Genomic DNA, 21,763 nt, shown 5'->3' with positions numbered 1-21,763 from the left:
GGCGGGTTTCGGGAGGCGTCGCCGTCGCGGGCGGCGTCTCCCGGAGGTCGAGCGGTCGGGAGTTCCTTCGCCAAGGACGAGCGACCGCGACGCCCAAAATCCCCGCGCGCGGAGCCGGGCGGCGTGAGATCGGCGCTGCATCGACATTCGACATCGACACTCGACATCGGCACGCGGCTTTGGTCCACGCGCCACCCGGCTCCGCGCATCCCCTCTCGGGGGCCATGATGCGAACCCCGCGGCTCAGGCCGGTCGGGGCTTTCGGCGCGCCTCATGATTATTCCCCGCCCCCCCTCGTCATCCTGGGCGGCCGCAGGCCGACCGGGATCCATCGGAGGGCACCGACCAGCCCGATGATGGATCCCGGCCTGCGCGGCTGCGCCGCTTGTCCAGCATGACGCGCGGGGTGGAGTGGGTGACGCTCAGCGGGCCTTCTGACCGAAGAGGATCGCCTTCTCCTCCGGCGTCGAGATGCCGGCGGGGTTGCGCAGGGCCTCGCCGACCTTGAGGCCGCGCTGCACGGCGGGACGCGCCATCATCGTCTCGATCCAGCGGGCGACATGGGGGAACTGCTTGAGGTCCTGACCCTGCTTCTCCCACCCGCGGGCCCAGCCGATGCAGGCCATGTCGGCGATGGAGTAATCACCGCAGATGTAATCGCGGCCGTCGAGGCGCTTGTTCAGCACGCCATAGAGGCGGTTGGTCTCGTTGGTGTAGCGGTCGATGGCATAGGGCACCTTCTCGGGCGCGTAGAGCCGGAAATGGTGGGTCTGGCCGAGCATCGGCCCGAAGCCGCCCATCTGCCAGAACAGCCATTCGTCGACGGCGACGCGGCCGCGCTCGTCGGCGGGATAGAACTGCCCGGTCTTGCGGCCGAGATACTGCAGGATCGCACCCGACTCGAAGACCGAGATCGGCTTGCCGTCCGGCCCTTCGGGATCGACGATCGCCGGCATGCGGTTGTTGGGGGAGATCGCGAGGAAGTCCGGCTTGAACTGGTCGCCCTTGCCGATGTTCACGGGAATGACCGTGTAGGGCAGCCCGCACTCCTCCAGCATGATGGTGATCTTCCAGCCGTTCGGAGTCGGCCAGTAATGAAGTTCGATCGGCTTGCTCTGGCTGGCTGGCATGGCGCGGTCCCGGTCCCTGATGCAGAGGAGGAAGCGCGATGTTTAGGCCGCTTCTCGCGCGGGAGAAAGAGCCGGTCCGCCCTGTGCGGGTTGCATCGCCCCTTTGTGAAACCGGCGGCGCTCAGAGCTCGATCTTGAAGCCCTCATGGCTCTGGGCAAAACCGAGGTTCACATAGAAGCGGTGTGCGTCGAGGCGCGACTTGTTGGAGCTGAGCTCGGCCATGCCGGCGCCGTGCTCGCGCGCGAAGGCGAGCGCATGGGCGATCATGATGCGGCCGATGCCATGGCCGCGCCGCTCGGGCGAGACATGGACGCTCTCGAACTTGGCCCGCATCCGGCCGCGCGCCACCAGTCCGGGAATCAGCGTGACCTGGAAGGTGCCGACCACCAGGCCCCCCGCTTCCTCGGCGACGAAGAGCGCGTTGTGGGCGGAGGCCTCGATGGCGGCGAAAGCCTCGGCATAGCCGGGGTGGCGCGCCTCCGCGCGGATCGCGTCGGCCGTCATCGTCTGCGTGGCGGCGCCGAGCATGATCAGCTCGGCGATGCGCTCGACGTCCTCGCGTCGGGCGCGGCGGATGATGACCGCGGTCGCGGTCTGCGTCGAGGTGGTCATGCGGCGTCCCGTCCGGTGGAGGCGAGACGCCGCTCTATCAGACCAGCTCGGGGAACGGAACGATGGTGGACTTCACCGTCTTCATCGCCATCGCATCGGCGACGGCCTGGGTCACGCCGGCTTCCGTGAAGGGGTAGATCGTCTGCATCTCCAGGAAGGGGTACTTGTCGCGGGCGCGGTAGAGCATGTCGACGCCGAGCGGCAGATCATTGCCGGTGAAGGCCCAGGAACCGAGCACGTTCAGATCCTTGGTGCAGATGCGGTGCCAGTTGGTCTGGATCGACCCGGCATCGGTGAACTGCCCCATCTCGACATAGGTGCCGCCGTCGCGCAGGAACTCGATGCCCTCGGGCCCCGCCGTCGGATGGCCGGAGCAGTCCATCACGAGATCGGCGCCGAACCCGCCGACGATCTCGCGGACGCGGGCGATGCGCGCTTCCGCGGTGGTGTATTCCTCCAGATTAACCGTCGCCTCTGCACCGAACTTGCGGGCGAGCGCGAGCCTCGGCTCCTCCGGCGCGCCGACGCAGATGACGCGGCCGGCGCCCATCTCCTGCGCCGCCGCCACCGCCAGGATGCCGATCGGCCCCGAGCCCTGGATCACCACCGTGTCACCCCAGTTGAAGCCGCCGGCGCGCTTGGCCCGGTTGAAGGCGCGGATGCAGGAGGTCAGCGGCTCGGAGAGCGCGCCCAGCCGCAGCGACATGTCGTCGGGCAGCTTGTAGACCTTGGTCCCGGGCAGCATCTCGAGGTCGACATAGACATATTCGGCCCAGCCGCCCCAGAGATGCGGCGCCTTGTCGAAGCCGAGATAGCGCCCGTAGTAGACCGGGGTCAGGCACTTGTTGGCGCTTTCGGGATAGTGGACGCAGTAGTGGCAGTGCCCGCAGGGCATCAGCGGCGGGATCATCACCTTGGAGCCGACATCGAGCGGCTTGCCCATGAAGTCCTCGGTGAACTCCGCCCCCTTCTCGACGATGACGCCGCCGATCTCGTGGCCGAGCGTGAAGGGCCAGGGCAGCTTCTTCGGCCAATGGCCCTTGAGGATGTGCTGGTCGGTGCCGCAGACGCCGCAGGCGCCGATCTTAATCAGCGCGGCCTTGGCCGGGACCGCCGGCCAGGGCACCTCCCGGATGGTCGGCTTGCCGCCGGGGCCGTCATAGGTCGCGACGCGGATGGGCTGGCGCTGCATGGTCGTCTCTCCCTGAAGTGCCGCTTTGGCGCGGCTTGGGGAAGAGTGAGGCATGGCGGGCGGGCCGCGGCAACTGGCTCGTACGCACAGGCCCGTTGCGGCAGCTGCTATGCCGCGAAAAGGCGCTTCGCCATCAGCAGCGTGTTGGGGGTGTCGTCGCGGCCGTCGAAGCGGGCCTGGCGCTGCAGGAAGAAGCCCATCCGCTCGTAGAAGGTGATCGCCGGCTCGTTCTGGCTCTCGACCTCGAGGCGCGCCACCGGCGCCTCCGGAAAGCAGGCCAGCGTCACCTGCAGCAGCGTGCGGCCGATGCCGACGCCCTGCCAGGCCGGCAGGACATAAAGCCGCGTCAGCAGCGCGGCGCGGTCGCGCTCGGTGCGGGCGCTGGCGGTGGCGACGATCTCGCTTCCCACCAGCGCGACGAGAAAGGCCCCGTTCTCGCGCCCGAGCTGGGCGCCGAGGTTCTCCAGGGAATGCCAGGCATTGGTGATCTCGGCGACGCGCTGCCAGCCATAGATGCCGTCATAGGTGGCGTGCCAGGTCTCGACCAGCAACGCCCGCACCGCCGGCAGATCGGCGGCTTCGGCGTCGCGGATGACGAGATCGGCAGGGGTCATGGAGAGGCACCCGGACGGCTCGTCCTTCCACGGCGCGCCTCAGACGCGAAGTCCCGGAAAGACGGCGTGTTGCCAGCGCCGCCCATCGCTCACTCGATCCCCAGCTTCGCCTTCAGGATCTCGTTCAGCGCCTGCGGGTTGGCCTTGCCGCCCGAGGCCTTCATAGCCTGGCCGACGAACCAGCCCAGCATGGTCGGCTTGGCCTTGACCTGCTCGACCTTGTCGGGATTGGCGGCGATCAGTTCGTCCACCGCCTTCTCGATCGCGCCCGTATCGGTGACCTGCTTCATGCCGCGGGCCTCGACGATCTCGCGCGGGTCGCCGCCTTCGGACCAGAGGATCTCGAACAGATCCTTGGCGATGCGCCCGGAGATCGTGCCCTCGCCGATGAGATCGACCAGCCCGCCGAGCTGGGCGGCGGAGACGGGCGAGGCCGTGACGTCCTTGCCTTCCTTGTTGAGGCGCCCGAACAGCTCGTTGATGACCCAGTTGGCCGCGGCCTTGCCGTCGCGCCCCTTGGCGACGGCCTCGAAGTAGTCCGCCTGCTCGCGCTCGGCGACCAGCACCGAGGCGTCATAGGGCGAGAGCCCGTATTCGGCGATGAAGCGGGCCTTCTTGGCATCGGGCAGTTCCGGCAGATGCGCCTTCAGCTCAGCGACGAAGGCGTCGTCGAATTCGAGCGGCAGCAGGTCCGGATCGGGGAAGTAGCGGTAGTCATGCGCCTCTTCCTTGGAGCGCATCGAGCGCGTCTCGCCCTTGCCGGGATCGTAGAGGCGGGTCTCCTGGTCGATCGTGCCGCCATACTCGAGGATGCCGATCTGGCGGCGCGCCTCGACATCGACGGCCTGGCCGATGAAGCGGATCGAGTTGACGTTCTTGATCTCGCAGCGCGTGCCGAAGGGCTCGCCCGGGCGGCGCACCGAGACGTTGACGTCGGCGCGCAGGTTTCCCTTCTCCATGTCGCCGTCGCAGGTGCCGAGATAGCGCAGGATGGTGCGCAGCTTCGAGACATAGGCCTTGGCCTCGTCGGCCGAGCGCAGATCGGGCTTGGAGACGATCTCCATCAGCGCGACGCCCGAGCGGTTGAGGTCGACGAAGCTCATCGTCGGGTGCTGGTCGTGGATCGACTTGCCGGCGTCCTGCTCGAGATGCAGCCGCTCGATGCCGACGGTGATCTGCTCCGTCGGCGAGAGATCGACGATGATCTCCCCCTCCCCGATGATCGGGCTCTTGTACTGGCTGATCTGATAGCCCTGCGGCAGATCCGGATAGAAATAGTTCTTGCGGTCGAAGACCGAGCGGTTGTTGACCTGCGCGTTGAGGCCGAGCCCGGTGCGCACCGCCTGGCGGACGCATTCGGCGTTGATCACCGGCAGCATGCCCGGCATGGCGGCGTCGACGAGGCTGACATGGGCGTTCGGCTCGGCGCCGAAGGCGGTCGAGGAGCCGGAAAACAACTTGGCGTTGGAGGTGACCTGTGCATGAATCTCCATGCCGATCACGATCTCCCAGTCTCCCGTCGCGCCCTTGATCAGCTTCTTCGGATCCGCGGGGCGGGCATGCGCATTCATCGTCTTGTCTTCCGGCTTCAGTGAGATGCCTGACGGTTACGACCTCGGCGCGCAGGCGGCAAGCTTCTGTTGCGCTCCCGACACCGGATGGCGGGATTGTGGCGCAGAGTGCCGCAATCTCGCCTTGTGAGGGGTGACGGATCTTGACAATCGTCAGTCGGCTCCCCTTGTAGCGGCAAAGGCCGGAAACACGCCTACTGTGCCGGCTAGACCCATCCGGAGCCATCCCATGCCCCATCGCCGCCCGGCGCCGATGTCATCGATCCTTTCGGCCGGGGGCCTCGTGCTCCTTGCTGCGCTCAGCCTCGGCGAGGCGCGCGCCCAGGGCGGGCCGCCGCCGGCCCCGCCCGTCCAGGTCTCGGCGCCGCTGGCGCAGCGCGTCACCAACTGGGACGAGTTCACCGGCCGCTTCGAGGCCAGCGAGCAGGTCGAGGTCCGGGCCCGCGTCTCGGGCTTCCTCGACTCGATCCACTTCAAGGACGGCGACCTGGTGAAGAAGGGCGATCTGCTCTTCACCATCGACCCCCGCCCCTACCGGCTCTCGGTCGACGCCGCGCGGGCCGAGGTCGCCCGCGCCAAGGCGCAGGTCGAGCTCGCCCAGAACGAGGTCGAGCGCGCCGAGGGCCTGACCCAGAACCGCACCATCACGGCGCGCGACGTCGATCAGCGCCGCGCCAATCTCAACAGCGCCATCGGCTCCCAGCAGGGGGCGGAGGCCAATCTCAAGACGGCCGAGCTCAACCTCGAATGGACCGAGGTGCGCGCCCCGCTGTCGGGCCGCATTTCGAACCGCCGCGTCGATGCCGGCAACCTGATCGCCGGCGGCCAGTCCGGCGCGACGCTTCTCACGACGATCGTCGCGGTCGATCCGATCTACTTCACCTTCGACGCCTCGGAGGCCGACTATCTGCGCTGGCAGCGCCGCAACAACGATTTGCGCGCGACCGCCTCGCGCGAGGCCGGGATCGTTGCCGAGGTGCGCCTGTCCGACGAGCAGGAGTGGAAGCGCCGCGGGCGGATCGACTTCGTCGACAACACGCTGAACGCCCGCTCGGCCACGATCCGCGGCCGCGTCGTGTTCCCCAATTCCGACCAGTTCCTGACGCCGGGCACCTTCGGGCGGCTGCGCGTCTTCGCCGGCGAGGCGGACGCCCTGCTGGTGCCCGACAGCGTCATCGTCTCCGACCAGGCGAACAAGATCGTGCTGACCGTCGGACCCGAGAATAAGATCGTGCCGAAGCCGGTCACGCTCGGCCAGATCACGCGGGGGCTTCGCGTCATCCGCACCGGGCTGTCGCCGGAGGACAAGGTCGTCGTCGGCGGCTTCGCCAATCCGATGGTGCGCCCCGGCGCCGCCGTCACGCCGCAGCCCGGCGAGATCAAGCCCAACGGCAGCAACTGAACCGCGCCTCGAACCAGCCCCGGGCGGCCGCCGGCCGCCTGCCCTGACGCCAGGCCAGGACACCCTTCATGTTCCGCTTCGCCCATTTCTTCATCGACCGGCCGATCTTCGCCACCGTGCTCTCGGTGCTGCTGACGATCGCCGGCGCCATCGCCCAGCGCGGCCTGCCGATCGCGGAATATCCCGAGATCGCGCCGCCGACGGTCTCGATCACCGCGACCTATCCCGGCGCCTCGGCCGAGGTCGTCGCCGCCACGGTGGCGACGCCGATCGAGCAGGAGGTCAACGGCGTCGACGACATGCTCTACATCCAGTCGCAGTCGACCGGCGACGGGCGCGTGACGATCAACGTCGTGTTCAAGGCCGGCGTCGACATCGACCAGGCGCAGGTGCTGGTGCAGAACCGCGTCGCCGCCGCCGAGGCCCGTCTGCCGGCGGATGTGCGCGCGCTCGGCATCCAGACGCGCAAGGCCTCGCCCGACCTGATGATGGTCATCAACATGATCTCGCCGGACGGGTCGCGCGATGCGCAATACGTCTCCAACTACGCGACGCTCTATGTGAAGGACGTGCTGACCCGCATCGACGGCGTCGGCAACGTCCAGGTCTTCGGCGCGCGCGACTTCTCGATGCGGATCTGGCTCGACCCGGCCAAGGTTTCCTCGCGCAACCTGACCGCGGGCGACGTCGTGACGGCGCTGCGCGCGGCCAACGTCCAGGTCGCGGCAGGCGCGATCAACCAGCCGCCGGCGACGCAGGGCGGCGCCTTCCAGCTCTCGGTCAACACGCTCGGCCGCCTGACCGACATCGCCGAGTTCGAGAACATCGTCGTCCGCGCCGACCCCAACGGCGGCACGATCCGCATCCGCGACATCGCCCGCGTCGAGCTCGGCTCGCAGGATTACACCACCAACGCCTATCTCGATAACAAGAACGCCGTCGCCATCGGCATCTTCCAGCGTCCGGGCTCGAACGCGCTCGCCACCGCCGAGACGCTGATCAAGACCATGAACGACATGGCCAAGCAGTTCCCCTCCGGCGTCGAGCACCGCATCATCTACAACCCGACCGAATTCATCGGGGAATCCGTCAGCGCGGTCATCCACACGCTGGTGGAGGCGGTCGCGCTCGTCGTCGTGGTCGTCATCCTGTTCCTGCAGACCTGGCGGGCGGCGATCATCCCGATCATCGCGATCCCGGTATCACTCGTCGGCACCTTCCTGGTGATGAGCGCGGTCGGCATCTCCTTCAACACCATCTCGCTGCTGGCACTCGTGCTCGCCATCGGCATCGTCGTCGACGATGCGATCGTCGTGGTGGAGAATGTCGAGCGCTATCTCGCCGAGGGCATGACGGCCAAGGAGGCCGCGCACAAGACCATGGACGAGGTCGGCGGAGCGCTGCTCGCCATCGCGCTCGTCCTCTGCGCAGTCTTCATCCCGACCGCCTTCATCAGCGGGCTGCAGGGCACCTTCTACCAGCAGTTCGCCGTCACCATCGCGGCCTCGACGGCGATCTCCTGCTTCGTCTCGCTGACGCTGTCGCCGGCGATGGCGGCGCTGCTGCTGAAGCCGCATGGCCATGCCGAAGGAAAGCAGCACGGTTTCCTCTACAAGCTCGGCGCGCCCGTGCGCGGCTTCTTCCACTACTTCAACAAGGGCTTCGACTGGCTCTCGCGCAATTACGGCTCGCTAACCTCGCGGCTGATCCGCTTCTCAGTCATCCTGCTGATCGCCTATGCGGGGCTGATCGCGCTGACCGCGAACCGCCTCTCGGTGACGCCGACCGGCCTCGTGCCGCAGCTCGACCGCGGCTACTACATCGTCGCCTTCCAGCTGCCGCCGGGCTCCTCGCTGCCGCGCACCGACGCGGTCATCCGCAAGGCGACCGACGTCGTGCTGTCGCGGCCGGGTGTCGCCCATGCGGTCGCCTTCGCGGGGCTCGACGGCGCGACCTTCACGATCGCGCCCAACACGGGCGTCATTTTCGTGACGCTCTCCTCCTTCGACGAGCGCCAGAAGCTCAACCTGACATCGGACGGCATCCTCGCCGATCTGCGCCAGCAGATGTTCGCGATCAACGAGGCCTTCGCGCTGGTGATCCCGCCGCCGGCCGTGCCGGGCATTGGCACCGGCGGCGGTCTCAAGGGCTATGTCCAGGATCGCTCCGGCCGCGGCCTGCCCGCGCTCGAGGGCGCGACCTGGGTCGTCGCCGGCTCGGCGGCGCAGGTGCCGGGGATCCAGCAGCCCTTCACGCTGTTCTCGACCAAGACGCCTCAGGTCTTCGCCGACATCGACCGGACCAAGGCCGAAATGCTGGGCGTGCCGATCACGCGCGTCTTCGAGACGCTCTCGGTGTTCATGGGCTCGGCCTATATCAACGACTTCAACCTGCTGGGGCGCACCTACCGGGTGACGGCGCAGGCGGACAATCCGTTCCGGCTCGACCTCAACGACGTCGCCAACCTGAAAACCCGCAACAGCGATGGCGAGATGGTGCCGATCGGCTCCGTCGCCTCCTTCTCGGACACGACGGGCGCCTATCGCGTGCCGCGCTACAACCTCTATCCGGCGGCCGAGGTGCAGCTCTCGATGGCGCGTGGCTTCTCGACCGGACAGGGCATCGCGGCGATCGAGAAGATCGCGGCCGAGCGCCTGCCCTCGGGCTTCGGCTTCGAATGGACCGAGATCGCGCTGCAGGAGAAGCTCGCGGGCAACACCGCCATCATCGCCTTCGGTCTGGCGGTCGTCTTCGTGTTCTTGCTGCTGGCGGCGCTGTACGAGAGCTGGATGCTGCCGCTGGCGGTCATCCTGATCGTGCCGATGTGCATTCTGGCCGCGATGTTCGGGGTCAACTATGCCGGGCTCGACCGCAACATCCTCGTCGATATCGGCCTCGTCGTGCTGGTCGGCCTCGCGGCGAAGAATGCGATCCTGATCGTCGAATTCGCCAAGCAGGCGGAGGAAGAAGGCATGAACCGGCGCGATGCGGCGATCGCCGCGGCGCGGACCCGGCTGCGGCCGATCCTGATGACCTCACTCGCCTTCATCCTCGGCGTGCTCCCGCTGACGATCTCGACCGGCGCCGGCGCGGAGATGCGCCAGGCGATGGGTGTCGCGGTGTTCTCCGGCATGCTGGGCGTGACGATCTTCGGCCTGATCTTCACCCCGGTCTTCTATGTCGTCGTCCGCTGGCTGGCGGATCTGCGCAAGAAGAAAGCCCAGGTCGAGCCCTCGCATCACGCCCCCGCGCAGGGCTGATCCCGGCGGCCAGGCCGGACCGAAGACGCAAAAGGGTCGCTCGCGCGGCCCTTTTCATTTTGGTGCCGGGCCCCGCCCCACTCAGTGCCCGCTCAGCACCAGCAGCTTGACCGGCAGCAGCAGCGCCTGGATGCGCAGCATCACGGCGTGGACGACGCCGGTGGCGTCGACGACGTGCAGCGCGAGCGCCTTGAACGTACCGACCTTGCCCGAGGCGATCAGCTCGTGATTGCTGGAATAGGCGTTGGCGACGCAGCTCGAGCCGGGGAAGACGCCGTCCAGACCGCCCTCGTAAAGCGGCTCGAGGAAGACGAGCACGGTGCCCGGCCGCTGGACCTGCTGGGCATCGACGAGCTGGTCGCCCGCGCGGAACTGCCCGGCCGCGATGAACTCCTGCACGTCGGTCACGACCATCGGGATGATCGTCCAGGGCTTCGAGATGCAGGCGACCTCCGCGGCCATGCCGACCTTGAGCACCTGCGCCTCGAGCTGGCTGAAGCCGGCCTGCAGCGCCTTGCGGCCGGCGGTCGCCGGGATCAGGACGCCGGCCGGCCGCATGAAGGGATTGACCAGATCGCCAATCTGCAGGGCAAATTGCTCGATGTGCCCGGCGACGCCGGCGCGCACTACGGTCTTGGCCAGCTCGACCTCGGCCTGGGCGAGCGCGGCCTCGGCGCTGGCCTTCTCCGCCGGCAGCAGCGCGGCGATGCGGGCCTGCGCCGCCTCGCGCGAGGCGGTGGCGGCGGCGACCGTCGCCTCCCGCCCCTGCACGACGTTCTCGAGCCGCTCGATCTCGCGGGCGGCGACGACATCGTCGTTGCGGCGCTTGAGCTCCTGCTTCGTCCGCAATTCGTCGAGCGCGAGCTGGAGCGAGCTGCGCGCCTCCTGGATCCTGGCCTCGTTGGCGAGGATGTCGACCTTGGCGACGGCGAGCGCCGCCTCGACCTCGCCGACCTTGCGGCGCGCCGCCTCGACGGCCGCCTGCTGCTTGGCGTCGTCGAGCCGGAAGATTGGCTCGCCCTGCCCGACCTTGCCGCCCTGGCGGACATAGATTTCGGCGACGCGGCCGCTGGCCTCGGGCACGATCGGCACCGTGCGGAAGAACAGCGTCGCATTGGTCGTCGAGGGGTGGTTGTAGAAGATCACCGTGATCAGCGCGACGGTGAGCATCAGGCAGCCGACGATGCCCCAGCGCAGCTCGAACCAGACCGAGTACAGCGTGATCTCGTGGCCGAAGCGCTTTCCCTGCCCATAGCGCCGGTAGAGATAGTCCGGCAGGATCGTCAGCAGCGAGCAGATCAGGATCTCAACCATGGGCCGGCGCCTCCGGCTGGGCCGTCCGCGGGGCGGCGGCAGCCGGGCTCGCTGTCGGCGCCGCAGCGATTGGTGGCGGCGGCTCGCCTCCGCCCGTCGCGGCTTGCGGCGGCTCGTCCTCGTCCCGCTCGGGCGGGATGCCGGCGATCTTGTCGAGCGCGCCGGCCATCCGGCGCAGCGGGTTCCAGACGTCGGGGATCTCGATCAGGGCCAGCAGCAGGCCCGCGACCCAGAACAGATGGATATGGGTGAAGAGCGCCAGCAGCCCGAGCACCGCGACGATCTCGAACTGGAGCTTGTGCGCCTTGTGCGCCATCCGCTCCGGCAGCGTGTGCAGGCGCAGGAAGAGCAGGCCGAAGCCGAGCACCGCGCCGACGATGGTGACGCCGGCGAGGATCATCATCGCGTCGGTCTCATGCGGCGCGGTGATGAAGGGTGGCAGGTGATGCGGCGCGGCGGGATGAAGCGTTGCAGCCAAGGCGGGTCTCCAGGCTAAAGCGCCGGAGCCCATCCGCCATGGCGCGCGAGCCAGCGGCATTCCCGCCACCGCCCCGGCCTTGCAACGTCCCCCAACGTCAGGCGATCTGACGCCGATCGGGGAAGGCTGTCAAATGACCGTTCCGTCTCGGCTCAGCCCCACCAGCGCTCGGCGACGGGGAAGCGGCCCGCCGCTTGCTCGATGACCTCGCCAAGGGCAAACAGCGTCTCCTCGTCGAAGGGGCGGCCGATCAGCTGCAGGCCGAGCGGCAGGCCCTGCCCGTCCAGCCCCGCCGGCACGGCGATGCCGGGCAGGCCGGCCATGTTCACCGTCACCGTGAAGACGTCGTTGAGATACATCTCGACCGGGTCGGCCGAGCCCTTCTCGCCGATGCCGAACGCGGCGGAGGGCGTCGCGGGCGTCAGCACCGCGTCGATGCCGGCCGCATAGGCCTCGTCGAAGTCGCGCTTGATCAGGGTGCGGACCTTCTGGGCGCGGACGTAATAGGCGTCGTAATAGCCGGCCGAGAGGACATAGGTACCGATCATGATGCGGCGCTTGACCTCGGTGCCGAAGCCGGCGGCGCGGGTCTTCTCGTACATCTCGACGATGTCCTTGCCCTGCTCGCGCAGGCCGTAGCGGACGCCGTCATAGCGTGCGAGGTTGGAGGAGGCCTCGGCCGGGGCGACGATGTAATAGGCCGGCAGCGCGTATTTGGTATGGGGCAGCGAGATCTCGACGATCTCGGCGCCGGCCGCCTTCAGCCAGTCGATGCCCTTCTGCCAGAGCGCGTCGATCTCGGCGTTGAGCCCGTCCAGCCGATATTCCTTCGGGATGCCGATCTTCATGCCCTTCACCGAGCGGCCGACCGCCTTCTCGTAATCCGGCACGGCGGCATCGACGCTGGTGGTGTCCTTCGGATCGTGGCCGGCCATGGAGCGCAGCATCACGGCGCAGTCGCGCACGCTCTTGCCGATCGGCCCCGCCTGGTCGAGCGAGGAGGCGAAGGCGACGATGCCCCAGCGCGAGCAGCGGCCATAGGTCGGCTTGATGCCGACCGTGCCGGTGAAGGCCGCGGGCTGGCGGATCGAGCCGCCGGTGTCGGTCGCGGTCGCGGCGAGACAGAGATTGGCGGCCACGGCCGCGGCCGAGCCGCCCGAGGAGCCTCCCGGCACGAGATGCGTGCCCTCGACCGCGCCACCCTGTCCGGCCGACACGTTCGAACCCTTCCGGCGCCAGGGGTTCACCACATTGCCGAAGGCCGAGGTCTCGTTCGACGAGCCCATCGCGAACTCGTCGTTGTTGAGCTTGCCGAGCATGACGGCGCCGTCGCGCCAGAGCTGGCCCGAAACGGTCGATTCATAGGGCGGCACGAAATTGCCGAGGATCTTCGAGCAGGCGGTGGTGCGCACGCCTTCCGTCGCGAAGAGGTCCTTGATGCCGAGTGGCAGGCCTTCGAGCGGCCCGGCCTCGCCCTTCGCCAGCTTCGCGTCGGAGGCGGCGGCCTGCTTCAGCGCATGCTCGGGCGTCTCCAGCACATAGGCATTGAGCGCCCGCGCCTTCTCGACCGCGGCGATATGGGCCTGCGTCAGCTCGGTGGCGGAGAAGCTCTTGGCCTTCAGCCCGTCGCGGGCTTCGGTCAGGGTCAGGCGGGTGAGATCGGTCACGGGCAGTATCCGGATTCAGTGAAGGCAGTGGAACCGTCATGGCGAGGAGCGCAGAGACGAAGCCATCCAGGAGCGGCAGCGCTCGACGTCCTCTGGATTGCTCCGCTGACGCTCGCAATGACGGGCGTCACTCGATGACCTTGGGCACCATGAAGTAGTCGTCATCGGCGGCCGGGGCGTTGGCGACGATCTTGGCCGCGATCTCGCCGTCGGTCACCACGTCCTCGCGCTGCTTCATCGCCATCGGCGTCACCGAGGTCAGCGGCTCAACGCCCTCGACATCGACCTCGTTGAGCTGCTCGACGAAGCCGAGGATGGCGTTGAGCTCGCCTTGCAGCTTGGGCAGATCGGCCTCCGGAACGGCGATGCGCGCCAGATGCGCGACGCGTTTGACGGTGGCGAGATCGACCGACATGGCGGACTCCAGCATGGTGGGCGCAAGGCGCCGGATCAGGGTTCGCCGCGCTATAGCAGATGGCGGCGCGTAAGTAAGGGGCAAGTCCCGCGCCGTCATGGTCGGGCTTGCCCCGACCATCTCATGTTCCAGAGATTCTCGGGTCTGCGCTCCGCTTCGCCCGAGAATGACGCTGGCGTCAGATCGTGAACGCCTCGCCCTTCGTCGGCACCAGCGCCTGGATGCCGCTGCCCGCCAGCCCCGCGACGAAGGCGTCGGCATTGGCGTCGATCAGCGGGAAGGTGCCGTAATGGCAGGGAATCGCGACCTGCGGCTTGACGAAGCGCGTCATCGCCAGCGCCGCGACCTTGCCGCCCATGGTGAAGCGGTCGCCGACCGGGCAGATGCAGGCCTCGACACCGTGGATCTCGGCGATCAGCGCCATGTCGGAGAAGATGTCGGTGTCGCCCATGTGCCAGAGCGTCTTTTCACCCTTGGCCTTGAGGATCGCGCCATTGGCGTTGCCGAGCGGTACGGAGACGCCGGCCTCACCCATGCCGGCCGAGTGATCGGCGCGGACCCAGGTGACGCCGAAGGCACCGAGATCGATCGTACCGCCGGTGTTGACCGGCTGGAAGCTCTTGAGGCCTTTCGACGCCAAATGCATGGCGAGGTCGTAATTGGTGATGACGGTCGCGCCCGTGCTCTCGGCGATCGCGAGCGTGTCGCCGACATGATCGCCATGGCCGTGGGTCACGACGATGTGGGTCACGCCCTGCGAGATCGCCGCGACATCGCCCTCGAAGATCGGGTTTCCGGTGAAGAACGGGTCGATCAGGATGACGGCACCATCGATCTCGGCGCGGAAGGCGGAATGGCCGTACCAGGTCAGTTTCATGCGAAGGCTCCTGCGTGGCGATCAGGCGAGATGGGCCGTGGGATATAGATCATCGCCGTCGTGATTGGGATGACATCACGGTGCCAGAATGGTGGCGCAATCGACAAGCGATCGTCAGCCGTGCACCCTCCCCGCCCTGAATGATGCTGGACAGCAACCCATGACCGATGCCGCCACCCTCGCCCGCCGGATCGCCCAGGGATGCGGCGACGAGCCTGCCGACCTCGTGATCCGAGGCGCGAGGCTGCTCGATCTGGTGACGGGCGCGCTGGTGGAATCCGACATCGCGCTCTGTGGCGATACGATCGTCGGCACCCATGGTCGCTATGAGGGCAAGGTCGAGCATGACGCCACCGGGCTGATCGCGGTGCCGGGCTTCATCGACACGCATCTGCATGTCGAATCCTCGCTGGTGACGCCGCTCGAATTCGAGCGCTGCGTGCTGCCCCATGGCGTCACCACCGCGATCTGCGACCCCCACGAGATCGCCAATGTGCTCGGCACCGAGGGCATCGCCTATTTCCTGCGCTGTGCCGAGGCGATGCGGATGGATCTGCGCGTCAATTTGTCGAGCTGCGTGCCGGCGACGCATCTGGAGACCGCCGGTGCGCGGCTGGAGGCGGGCGACCTGACGCCGATGATGGACCATCCCAAGGTGATCGGGCTGGCGGAATTCATGAATTTCCCGGGCGTGATCCATCGCGATCCCGGGTGCCTGGCGAAGCTCGAAGCCTTCTCGCACCGGCATATCGACGGCCACGCGCCGCTGGTGCGCGGCCTGGACCTCAACGCCTATCTCGCCGCGGGCATCCGCACCGACCACGAGACGACGACCGCCGACGAGGCACGCGAGAAGCTCGCCAAGGGCATGGCGATCCTGATCCGCGAGGGCTCGGTCTCGAAGGATCTGCTGCAGCTGATCCCGCTGATTTCGCGCGACGCCTCGCCCTTCCTCGCCTTCTGCACCGACGACCGCAACCCGCTCGACATCGCCGAGGAAGGCCATCTCGATTTCATGATCCGCACCGCCATCGCCCGCGGCGCGGATGTGCTGGCGACCTATCGCATCGCCTCGCTCTCGGCGGCGCGGCTCTACGGCCTGTTCGATCGCGGCTTCATCGGCCCGGGCAAGCGCGCCGACATCGTTCTGGTCGAGGATCTCGCCGCCTGCTCGGTCAAGCGCGTCTTCGCCGGCGGGCGGCTGGTCGGGGACGCCCTCTTCACTGAGCGCGCACCGGTGGCGCCGGTCGGGCTCGGCAGCGTGAAGAGCCGGGCGCTCACCGAGGCTGATTTCCGCGTCGCGGCGCGCGAAGGCGAGACGCCCGTGATCGGCGTGGTGCCCGGTCGCATCATCACCGAGCGGCTGTCGCTGCGGCTGCCCGCCCGCGATGGCGAGGCCCTGCCCGATCTCGATCAGGACGCGGTCAAGGTCACGGTGATCGAGCGCCACGGCAAGAGCGTCGGCATCGCGACGGGCTTCGTCCATGGCTTCGGGATGAAGCACGGGGCGATCGCCTCCTCCGTCGGGCATGACAGCCACAATCTCTGCGTCGTCGGCGTCAACGCCGCCTCGATGGCCGCCGCCGCCAACCGGCTGATCGAAATCGGCGGTGGTTTCGCGGTCGCCGATGGCGGGGTTGTGACGGCGGAACTGGCGCTGCCGGTGGCGGGGCTGATGAGCGACCAGCCCTTCGAGACTGTGCGGCACGGGCTCGAGGATCTGCGCGCGGCGGCCAAGGCGCTCGGCGTCGTGTTGGCCGAGCCCTTCCTGCAGGTCGCCTTCCTGACGCTCCCGGTGATCCCGCATCTGAAGATCACCGACAAGGGGCTGGTCGATATCGATGCGTTCGACTTTGTCTGACTGTCGCGACAGCAGCTCGGATGCTAAAATCGCGAGAGGCGACAGAGGAGATCCACGATGGATGATCCGAACACGACGCTGACGGTCACGCTCGGCGATCTCGCCGAAAAGGTCGAGGAGCGGGTCCGCTCGGGTGAATACGACTCGCCGAGCGACGTGGTGCGCGCCGGGCTCGAAGCCCTCGCCCGTGAGGAACGGGCGTTCGAGGCCGAGTTGAAGCGAAAGGTCGAGGAGGCGCTGGCCGATTCGCGGCCTTGGCTTTCGGCCGACGAGATGTCGAACCGGATGCGCGCTTACCATCAGGAGCGACTGACCAGAGCCCGTGACACCGTTTGAGCTGAAGCTCAGTCCACGAGCCGAAGACGATCTGCGCTCGATCTATGACTGGATTGCGGAGCGATCGAGCCCGCAGACCGCCGACCGCTACATCCAGCGCATCGAGACGACCTATCGCGCCCTGGTCGAATTCCCGATGCGCGGAACCCAGCATGACGATCTGCTGCCAGGCTTGAGGATCATCGGCATGGAAAGGCGGGTCACCATTGCCTTCCGCGTCGTCGGAAACAGGGTCGAAATCCTGCGCATTCTCTATGGGGGGCGCGACGTCCAGGCCGCCTTGGATACCTGATCGTCAGGAGGAGAGCAGTTCCTCCGGCATCTCGATCCCTTCCGCCCGCGCCTTGGCACGCAGCGTCAGGCGGCGCACTCCCGGCAGGCGCGTGCCCTCCTGTGCCTCGATGGCGTGAACCAGCGCGCGCATGCGCTCGTCGAACCAGTGGCCGCCCATGGCGTGCGGGTCGATGGCGAGGATGAGCTGGCCCGTATCGGGCGGGCCGCCTGCCGCGTCGAGGAAGGAGGAGGCCTGGAAGCCGAAATGCGCACCGACGAGCGCCGCAGCCAGGATTTCGACCATCATCGCCAGCGTCGCGCCCTTGGCGTCGCCGAGCGGCACCATGGTGCCAGCGAGCGCGGCTTCCGCATCGGTCGTCGGCTTGCCGTGGACGTCCAGCGCCCAGCCCTCGGGGATGGCCAGGCCCTTCTGCTTGGCGGCGACGATCGGGCCGCGGGCGACCTTGGACAGCGCCATGTCGATGACGACCGGCTCCCGCCCGGCGAGCGGGGCGGCGAAGGCGATCGGGTTGGTGCCGAAGACCGGCTTGGAGCCGCCCCAGGGCGCGATCGCGCCCGGCGTGTTGGCGAAGAGCATGGCGACGAGGCCCTGCTCGGCCAGCCGCTCGACATGCAGGCCGGCGGCGCCGCAATGGTTCGAGCGGCGGATCGGCGCGGCCACGATGCCCTGCTCGCGGGCGAGATCGGGGATTTCGGCGATGGCGAGGTCGATCGCCGGATAGGCGAAGCCGTGGCCGGCATCGATCGCCAGCACGCCGGGCTTCGGCCGGCTCGCCTTGGGCACGACCTGCCCGTCGACCTTGCCGGATTTCAGCATGGCGAGATAGGTCGGGACGCGCGACAGGCCGTGGCCTTTCAGCCCGTCGGCCTCGGCCATCACCAGCGCCCAGGCGACGGAGGCCGCATTGGCCGGCGACGCGCCCGCCGTGGCGAAGATCTCGGTGAGGCGCGTTTCGGCGTTCTCCAGAGACAGCCGTGTCATGCCCGGCCCTCCAGCGCCGCCATGACCCGCTCGGCCACCAGCCCGGAGACACGGCCATTGGATTCGACCGTGTTGCCGGCGATATGCGGCGTCAGGATCAGGTTGGGGACATCGGCGAAGAGCTTGCCGGCGCCGCGCAGGGGCTCCTCGGCGAAGACGTCGATCGCCGCGCCGCCGAGCTTGCCGGCCTTGAGCGCTCCCACGAGAGCCGCCTCGTCCATGATGCCGCCGCGCGCCGCGTTGATCAGGATCGCATCCGGCTTCATCCGGGCGAACGCGTCCTTGCCGATCAGTCCCTTGGTCTCGGGCGTCAGCGGCAGATGGATGCTGATCACGTCGGAGGTCGAGAGCACGGCGTCGAGCTCGAGCCGCTCGGCCGAAGCCCAGGCGGGATGGTCGGCCGGGACGTAAGGGTCGTAGGCCGCGACCGTCATGCCGAGCAGGCGGCCATGGGCCGCGGTGTCGCGGGCGATGGCGCCGAAGCCGACGAGGCCGAGCCGCTTGCCGGCGATCTCGCGGCCGATCAGCTTCGTCTTCGGGAACTCGCCCGCCACCATCGCGGCATTGGCGAAGTAGGCGCCGCGCAGCAGCATCATGGCGCTGCCGATGACGTATTCGACGACGGAGAGGCTGTTGGCCCCCGTCGCCGGGAAGACCTTGATGCCGCGCGCGTCGCAGGTTTCCATGTCGATGTTGTCGAGACCGACGCCGAGCCGGCCGACGACCTTCAGCTTCTTTGCCGCCGCCAGGACATCGCCCCTCACCTGCGTCTGGTTGCGGACGATCAGGGCGGGGACATCGGCGACGAGCTTCGCCAGTTCGTCGGGCTTGCCGAAGAGATCGGGGTCGTGATGGACGCTGTAGCGGGCGCTGAGCATGGCGACCGCCGCCTCGTCCATGAATTCCGTGATGACGATGTCGGTCATGGCAGGCGCCTTTGCAGCTATGACGGTCAGCCCAGTGCGAGCAGGCTGCCGGTGACGATGACGAGGATGACGAGGCTGGTGCCGGTGACGAGGGCGAGATGGCGCCAGCCGAGCCGCGCCATGGCGCCGAGCGAGGTGCCCAAGCCCAGCGCCGCGATGGCGATGAGCAGGCCCCAGGTCGAGATGGAGAGCAGCATGGTGCGGATCGGCTGATAGAGGTCGGCCAGCGCCGGCTGCGTGGCGAGCAGGCTGTTCACCAGGCACAGCACCAGGAACATGATGGCGAAGACGGGAACCGGGACCTTGGCCCTTGCGGCGACGTCTCCCGCGCGCTTGGCATCGTCATGGACCAGCCACCAACCGACGATCAGCACGGCCGGTAGGAGCAGGAAGACGCGGAACAGCTTGACGATGATCGCCGCATTGGCGGCCTCGACCGAGACCGCCTGCCCCGCGCCGACGACCTGCGCCACGTCATGGATGGTGGCGCCCAGCATGATGCCGGTCTGGGAAGGCGAGAAACCGAGCCAGACACAGATCAGCGGATAGGCCAGCATCGCCACCGTCGAGAGCGCATTCATCGCGATGACGGTGAAGGCGACGTCGGCGGCCTTGCTCCTGTAGTCGGGCACGACGGTCGCGGTGGCGAGCGCGGCGGAGGCGCCGCAGACGGCGGTGGCGACGCCGCCGAGAGCGCCCATGCCCGTCTCGCGGCCGAGCCAGCGCGCCAGCAGGAAGCCGGACAGGATGGTAGCCGCCATGGCGACGATGACGAGCAGCGCCGTCGTAAGGCCGAGCGCGACGATGTCCCCCAGTGCGACGCGCAGGCCGAGCAGCGCGATCGCCCAGCGCAGCATCTTCTTGACGCAGAACGTCATGCCGGCCTGGAAGCGCGGCGCATTGGCGAGGGGGTGCAGCACCATGCCGATGATCAGCGCGATCACCACGGCGGGGATGCCGAAGCGGCCGCCGGCGGCGGACTTCACCAGCGGCTCGGCGAGATAGGCCGCGAGCGCCACCACCGCGGAGAGCACGATGCCGTCGAGGAGCGGCCGCCAGGTGGCGAGCCGGGTCGTCGTCGCGATGGACAAGGCTGGGGGCTCCCGAATGACAGGCCGGAGCGGAACGGGGCGCCGCATCCGGCGGCGCCCCGGCTGTTAGCAGCGGCTCAGGCCGAGCGGTAGAGCTTGGTCATCGAGAATTCGCGGTGCCCCAATGCTTCCGCCGCAGTCAGGCGGCCATTGGCCGTGCGCACGATGTTCTCGATCAGGGCATCGCCCGCCTGCGGGATCGTCATGTCGCGGCGCAGGATGCCGGACACGTCGACGTCGATATGCTCCGGCATGGTGCGCATCGTCTTCGGGTTGCCGGTGATCTTGATGACCGGGACGATCGGATTGCCGATGACGTTGCCCTGCCCGGTCGGGAAGGTGTGCACGACATAGCCGCCCGCCGCCATCAGGGTCACGCATTCGGCCGCGGCCGAAGAGGTGTCCATGTAATAGAGGCCCGGCCCCTTGGTCGGCGCCTCGGCCGGCTGCAGGATGTCGATAAACTTGCACTCGCGGCCGATCTTCTCGAGATTGCCGAGCGCCTTCTCCTCGATCGTGGTCAGGCCGCCGGCGATGTTGCCCTTGGTCGGCTGCGAATCCGAGAGATCGTCGGTCTTGTGGGCCTCGATGACGTCGTCCTGATAGGCCTTCCACATCTTGTACCAGCGCTCGCCGACCTCCGGCGTCGCCGCACGGGCCTTGCAGAGATGTTCGGCGCCGGTGATCTCGGAGGTCTCGCCGAAGACGCCGTAGACACCGCGCGGGATCCACTTGTCGTACATGTTGCCGACGGTCGGGCAGGAGGAGAGGCCGGTGGTCGTGTCGGACTCACCGCACTTGGTCGAGACCCAGAGTTCCTCGATGCCGCATTTCACGCGCTGAAGCTCGGTCGCCCACTGGACGAATTCCTTGGCGACATAAGAGGCGCGAGCGATGGTCGAGATGTCGCCATGGCCCTCGATGCCGAAGCCGACGACGGGCTTGCCGGTCTTGGCGATGCCGTCGACGACGCGCTTGGTCCAGCCGTCCTCGATGCCGATGACGACGACCGCCGCGACGTTCGGGTTGGAGCCCGTGCCGATCAGCGTGCGGAAATGCAGTTCGAGATCCTCGCCGAACTGCAGGCGGCCATAGGCGTGCGGGATCGCCAGCGTGCCCTTGACGTTGTTGGCGACGGCCTCGCAGGCGGCGTTGGAGAGATCGTCGAGCGGCAGCAGCAGGACGTGGTTGCGCACGCCGACGCGGCCGTTCTCGCGGCGCCAGCCGAAGAAGGAGTCGAGGCTGCGGCCGGTGGGGCGGCGGACGACGGGGGTCTTGAACTCGGGAGCCTCGATCTTGCGGCCCTTGACCCGGGCGAGCTTGCCTTTGACGAGATCGAAATTGGCGACGATCGACATGGGGTGTTTCCTCTTTTGCTTGGCGGGCTCGACCCTGCGGGAGCCCCTGGCGGCGCGATCAGAACAGCGAAGCGCTCACCAGCGCTTGGTCTTGGCGTTGTGGACGTGCAGATGCTCGCCCTGCTTCACATCGGCACGGGCCTCGCCGATGTCCTGGCCGTATTTCCAGATCGTCTCGCCCTTCTTGATGTCCTTGAGGGCGACCTTGTGGCCGATCGGGATGTCCATCTTCGCGGTCAGGCGGAAATCGGAATTGTCGTGTGTGACCACGCACAGCATGTCGGTGCCGGCCTTCAGACCTTCGACGACGACGACGCCGACAGTGTCCTTCTTCTCGTGGACCAGGAGGTGGGGCTTGCTCATCGGGGTTTCCTCGCTGCGC

At 68.0% G+C, this 21,763-nt stretch carries 20 protein-coding genes; 5 read left to right on the top strand and 15 right to left on the bottom strand.

Going from position 1 to position 21,763, the window contains the following annotated elements:
* Nucleotides 1–422 precede the first annotated feature (422 nt).
* From AX750_RS11250 to gatB, 5 genes are all read right to left on the bottom strand, one after another.
* Nucleotides 423–1,130, bottom strand: coding sequence for a glutathione S-transferase N-terminal domain-containing protein (locus tag AX750_RS11250; protein WP_067254213.1), 708 nt, complete (start codon nt 1,128–1,130; stop codon nt 423–425).
* A gap of 121 nt (nt 1,131–1,251) precedes the next feature.
* On the bottom strand, nt 1,252–1,743 hold the full coding sequence (locus AX750_RS11245; protein ID WP_067254209.1) for a GNAT family N-acetyltransferase: 492 nt from the start codon (nt 1,741–1,743) through the stop codon (nt 1,252–1,254).
* Nucleotides 1,744–1,780: 37 nt separating this feature from the next.
* Nucleotides 1,781–2,935 (bottom strand): zinc-binding dehydrogenase, encoded by a 1,155-nt coding sequence (locus AX750_RS11240; protein WP_067254206.1) that lies wholly within the window; start codon nt 2,933–2,935, stop codon nt 1,781–1,783.
* 107 nt (nt 2,936–3,042) lie between these two features.
* A complete protein-coding gene (locus AX750_RS11235; protein WP_067254202.1) occupies nt 3,043–3,549 on the bottom strand; it encodes a GNAT family N-acetyltransferase in 507 nt (168 codons plus the stop codon).
* An 89-nt stretch (nt 3,550–3,638) separates the two neighbouring features.
* Nucleotides 3,639–5,120: an Asp-tRNA(Asn)/Glu-tRNA(Gln) amidotransferase subunit GatB gene (gene gatB, locus AX750_RS11230; protein ID WP_067254198.1), complete on the bottom strand. Its 1,482-nt coding sequence runs from the start codon at nt 5,118–5,120 to the stop codon at nt 3,639–3,641.
* A gap of 229 nt (nt 5,121–5,349) precedes the next feature.
* Here gatB and AX750_RS11225 point away from each other — a divergent pair, with 229 nt between their 5' ends.
* Together AX750_RS11225 and AX750_RS11220 are read left to right on the top strand one after the other, a co-directional pair.
* A complete protein-coding gene (locus AX750_RS11225) occupies nt 5,350–6,522 on the top strand; it encodes an efflux RND transporter periplasmic adaptor subunit (RefSeq protein WP_067254195.1) in 1,173 nt (390 codons plus the stop codon).
* A gap of 68 nt (nt 6,523–6,590) precedes the next feature.
* Nucleotides 6,591–9,782: a multidrug efflux RND transporter permease subunit gene (locus AX750_RS11220; protein ID WP_067254192.1), complete on the top strand. Its 3,192-nt coding sequence runs from the start codon at nt 6,591–6,593 to the stop codon at nt 9,780–9,782.
* 81 nt (nt 9,783–9,863) lie between these two features.
* On the opposite strand, the gene AX750_RS11215 is transcribed toward AX750_RS11220, so the two are convergent.
* The 5 genes from AX750_RS11215 to AX750_RS11195 form a co-directional block, all read right to left on the bottom strand.
* Entirely contained in the window at nt 9,864–11,096 is a 1,233-nt protein-coding gene (locus tag AX750_RS11215; protein WP_067254189.1) for a biotin/lipoyl-binding protein, read from the bottom strand.
* The gene (locus AX750_RS11210) at nt 11,089–11,574 is read right to left on the bottom strand and encodes a hypothetical protein (protein WP_067254186.1); all 486 of its coding nucleotides are present in this window, start codon (nt 11,572–11,574) and stop codon (nt 11,089–11,091) included. Before AX750_RS11210 ends, AX750_RS11215 begins: the two co-directional genes overlap by 8 nt.
* 152 nt (nt 11,575–11,726) lie before the next feature.
* Entirely contained in the window at nt 11,727–13,241 is a 1,515-nt protein-coding gene (gatA, locus tag AX750_RS11205) for an Asp-tRNA(Asn)/Glu-tRNA(Gln) amidotransferase subunit GatA (protein WP_067254183.1), read from the bottom strand.
* A gap of 127 nt (nt 13,242–13,368) precedes the next feature.
* Nucleotides 13,369–13,656, bottom strand: a complete 288-nt coding sequence (gene gatC, locus AX750_RS11200) for an Asp-tRNA(Asn)/Glu-tRNA(Gln) amidotransferase subunit GatC (RefSeq protein WP_067254247.1) — start codon at nt 13,654–13,656, stop codon at nt 13,369–13,371.
* A 178-nt stretch (nt 13,657–13,834) separates the two neighbouring features.
* Nucleotides 13,835–14,533: a metal-dependent hydrolase gene (locus AX750_RS11195; RefSeq protein ID WP_067254180.1), complete on the bottom strand. Its 699-nt coding sequence runs from the start codon at nt 14,531–14,533 to the stop codon at nt 13,835–13,837.
* A 160-nt stretch (nt 14,534–14,693) separates the two neighbouring features.
* On the opposite strand from AX750_RS11195, the gene ade reads away from it, so the two are divergent.
* Genes ade through AX750_RS11180 form a run of 3 tightly spaced genes read left to right on the top strand, consistent with a single transcriptional unit; the run spans nt 14,694 to nt 17,022 of the window.
* Nucleotides 14,694–16,394, top strand: a complete 1,701-nt coding sequence (gene ade / locus AX750_RS11190) for an adenine deaminase (protein WP_067254177.1) — start codon at nt 14,694–14,696, stop codon at nt 16,392–16,394.
* A gap of 57 nt (nt 16,395–16,451) precedes the next feature.
* Nucleotides 16,452–16,730, top strand: coding sequence for a hypothetical protein (locus AX750_RS11185; protein ID WP_067254173.1), 279 nt, complete (start codon nt 16,452–16,454; stop codon nt 16,728–16,730).
* Complete coding sequence (locus tag AX750_RS11180; RefSeq protein ID WP_067254169.1) at nt 16,717–17,022, top strand: type II toxin-antitoxin system RelE/ParE family toxin; 306 nt, start codon at nt 16,717–16,719, stop codon at nt 17,020–17,022. The genes AX750_RS11185 and AX750_RS11180 overlap by 14 nt, the downstream gene beginning before the upstream one ends.
* Nucleotides 17,023–17,025: 3 nt before the next feature.
* Here the strand turns inward: AX750_RS11180 and AX750_RS11175 are convergent, their stop codons facing one another.
* From AX750_RS11175 to AX750_RS11155, 5 genes are all read right to left on the bottom strand, one after another.
* Nucleotides 17,026–18,006: an Ldh family oxidoreductase gene (locus AX750_RS11175; protein ID WP_067254166.1), complete on the bottom strand. Its 981-nt coding sequence runs from the start codon at nt 18,004–18,006 to the stop codon at nt 17,026–17,028.
* Nucleotides 18,003–18,932, bottom strand: a complete 930-nt coding sequence (locus tag AX750_RS11170) for a hydroxyacid dehydrogenase (RefSeq protein ID WP_067254163.1) — start codon at nt 18,930–18,932, stop codon at nt 18,003–18,005. Before AX750_RS11170 ends, AX750_RS11175 begins: the two co-directional genes overlap by 4 nt.
* A 26-nt stretch (nt 18,933–18,958) precedes the next feature.
* On the bottom strand, nt 18,959–20,023 hold the full coding sequence (locus tag AX750_RS11165; protein ID WP_245282370.1) for a putative sulfate exporter family transporter: 1,065 nt from the start codon (nt 20,021–20,023) through the stop codon (nt 18,959–18,961).
* A gap of 77 nt (nt 20,024–20,100) precedes the next feature.
* Nucleotides 20,101–21,381 (bottom strand): UxaA family hydrolase, encoded by a 1,281-nt coding sequence (locus AX750_RS11160; protein ID WP_082735421.1) that lies wholly within the window; start codon nt 21,379–21,381, stop codon nt 20,101–20,103.
* A gap of 75 nt (nt 21,382–21,456) precedes the next feature.
* Entirely contained in the window at nt 21,457–21,744 is a 288-nt protein-coding gene (locus AX750_RS11155) for a UxaA family hydrolase (RefSeq protein WP_067254160.1), read from the bottom strand.
* Nucleotides 21,745–21,763: the final 19 nt, after the last annotated feature.

Origin of the sequence: Methylobacterium sp. CCH7-A2, from assembly GCF_001557075.1 — a bacterium.
GTDB lineage: Bacteria > Pseudomonadota > Alphaproteobacteria > Rhizobiales > Beijerinckiaceae > Allobosea > Allobosea massiliensis.
The sequence above is the reverse complement of the archived record's forward strand: the minus strand, read 5'-3'. Positions and strand labels throughout refer to the sequence as shown.

Bases quoted from the DNA above. Each gene is read 5' to 3' on its own strand.
- AX750_RS11250 (WP_067254213.1), bottom strand. From the start codon at position 1,130: ATGCCAGCCAGCCAGAGCAAGCCGATCGAACTTCATTACTGGCCGACT.
- AX750_RS11245 (WP_067254209.1), bottom strand. From the start codon at position 1,743: ATGACCACCTCGACGCAGACCGCGACCGCGGTCATCATCCGCCGCGCC.
- AX750_RS11240 (WP_067254206.1), bottom strand. From the start codon at position 2,935: ATGCAGCGCCAGCCCATCCGCGTCGCGACCTATGACGGCCCCGGCGGC.
- AX750_RS11235 (WP_067254202.1), bottom strand. From the start codon at position 3,549: ATGACCCCTGCCGATCTCGTCATCCGCGACGCCGAAGCCGCCGATCTG.
- gatB (WP_067254198.1), bottom strand. From the start codon at position 5,120: ATGAATGCGCATGCCCGCCCCGCGGATCCGAAGAAGCTGATCAAGGGC.
- AX750_RS11225 (WP_067254195.1), top strand. From the start codon at position 5,350: ATGCCCCATCGCCGCCCGGCGCCGATGTCATCGATCCTTTCGGCCGGG.
- AX750_RS11220 (WP_067254192.1), top strand. From the start codon at position 6,591: ATGTTCCGCTTCGCCCATTTCTTCATCGACCGGCCGATCTTCGCCACC.
- AX750_RS11215 (WP_067254189.1), bottom strand. From the start codon at position 11,096: ATGGTTGAGATCCTGATCTGCTCGCTGCTGACGATCCTGCCGGACTAT.
- gatC (WP_067254247.1), bottom strand. From the start codon at position 13,656: ATGTCGGTCGATCTCGCCACCGTCAAACGCGTCGCGCATCTGGCGCGC.
- AX750_RS11195 (WP_067254180.1), bottom strand. From the start codon at position 14,533: ATGAAACTGACCTGGTACGGCCATTCCGCCTTCCGCGCCGAGATCGAT.
- ade (WP_067254177.1), top strand. From the start codon at position 14,694: ATGACCGATGCCGCCACCCTCGCCCGCCGGATCGCCCAGGGATGCGGC.
- AX750_RS11185 (WP_067254173.1), top strand. From the start codon at position 16,452: ATGGATGATCCGAACACGACGCTGACGGTCACGCTCGGCGATCTCGCC.
- AX750_RS11175 (WP_067254166.1), bottom strand. From the start codon at position 18,006: ATGACACGGCTGTCTCTGGAGAACGCCGAAACGCGCCTCACCGAGATC.
- AX750_RS11170 (WP_067254163.1), bottom strand. From the start codon at position 18,932: ATGACCGACATCGTCATCACGGAATTCATGGACGAGGCGGCGGTCGCC.
- AX750_RS11160 (WP_082735421.1), bottom strand. From the start codon at position 21,381: ATGTCGATCGTCGCCAATTTCGATCTCGTCAAAGGCAAGCTCGCCCGG.
- AX750_RS11155 (WP_067254160.1), bottom strand. From the start codon at position 21,744: ATGAGCAAGCCCCACCTCCTGGTCCACGAGAAGAAGGACACTGTCGGC.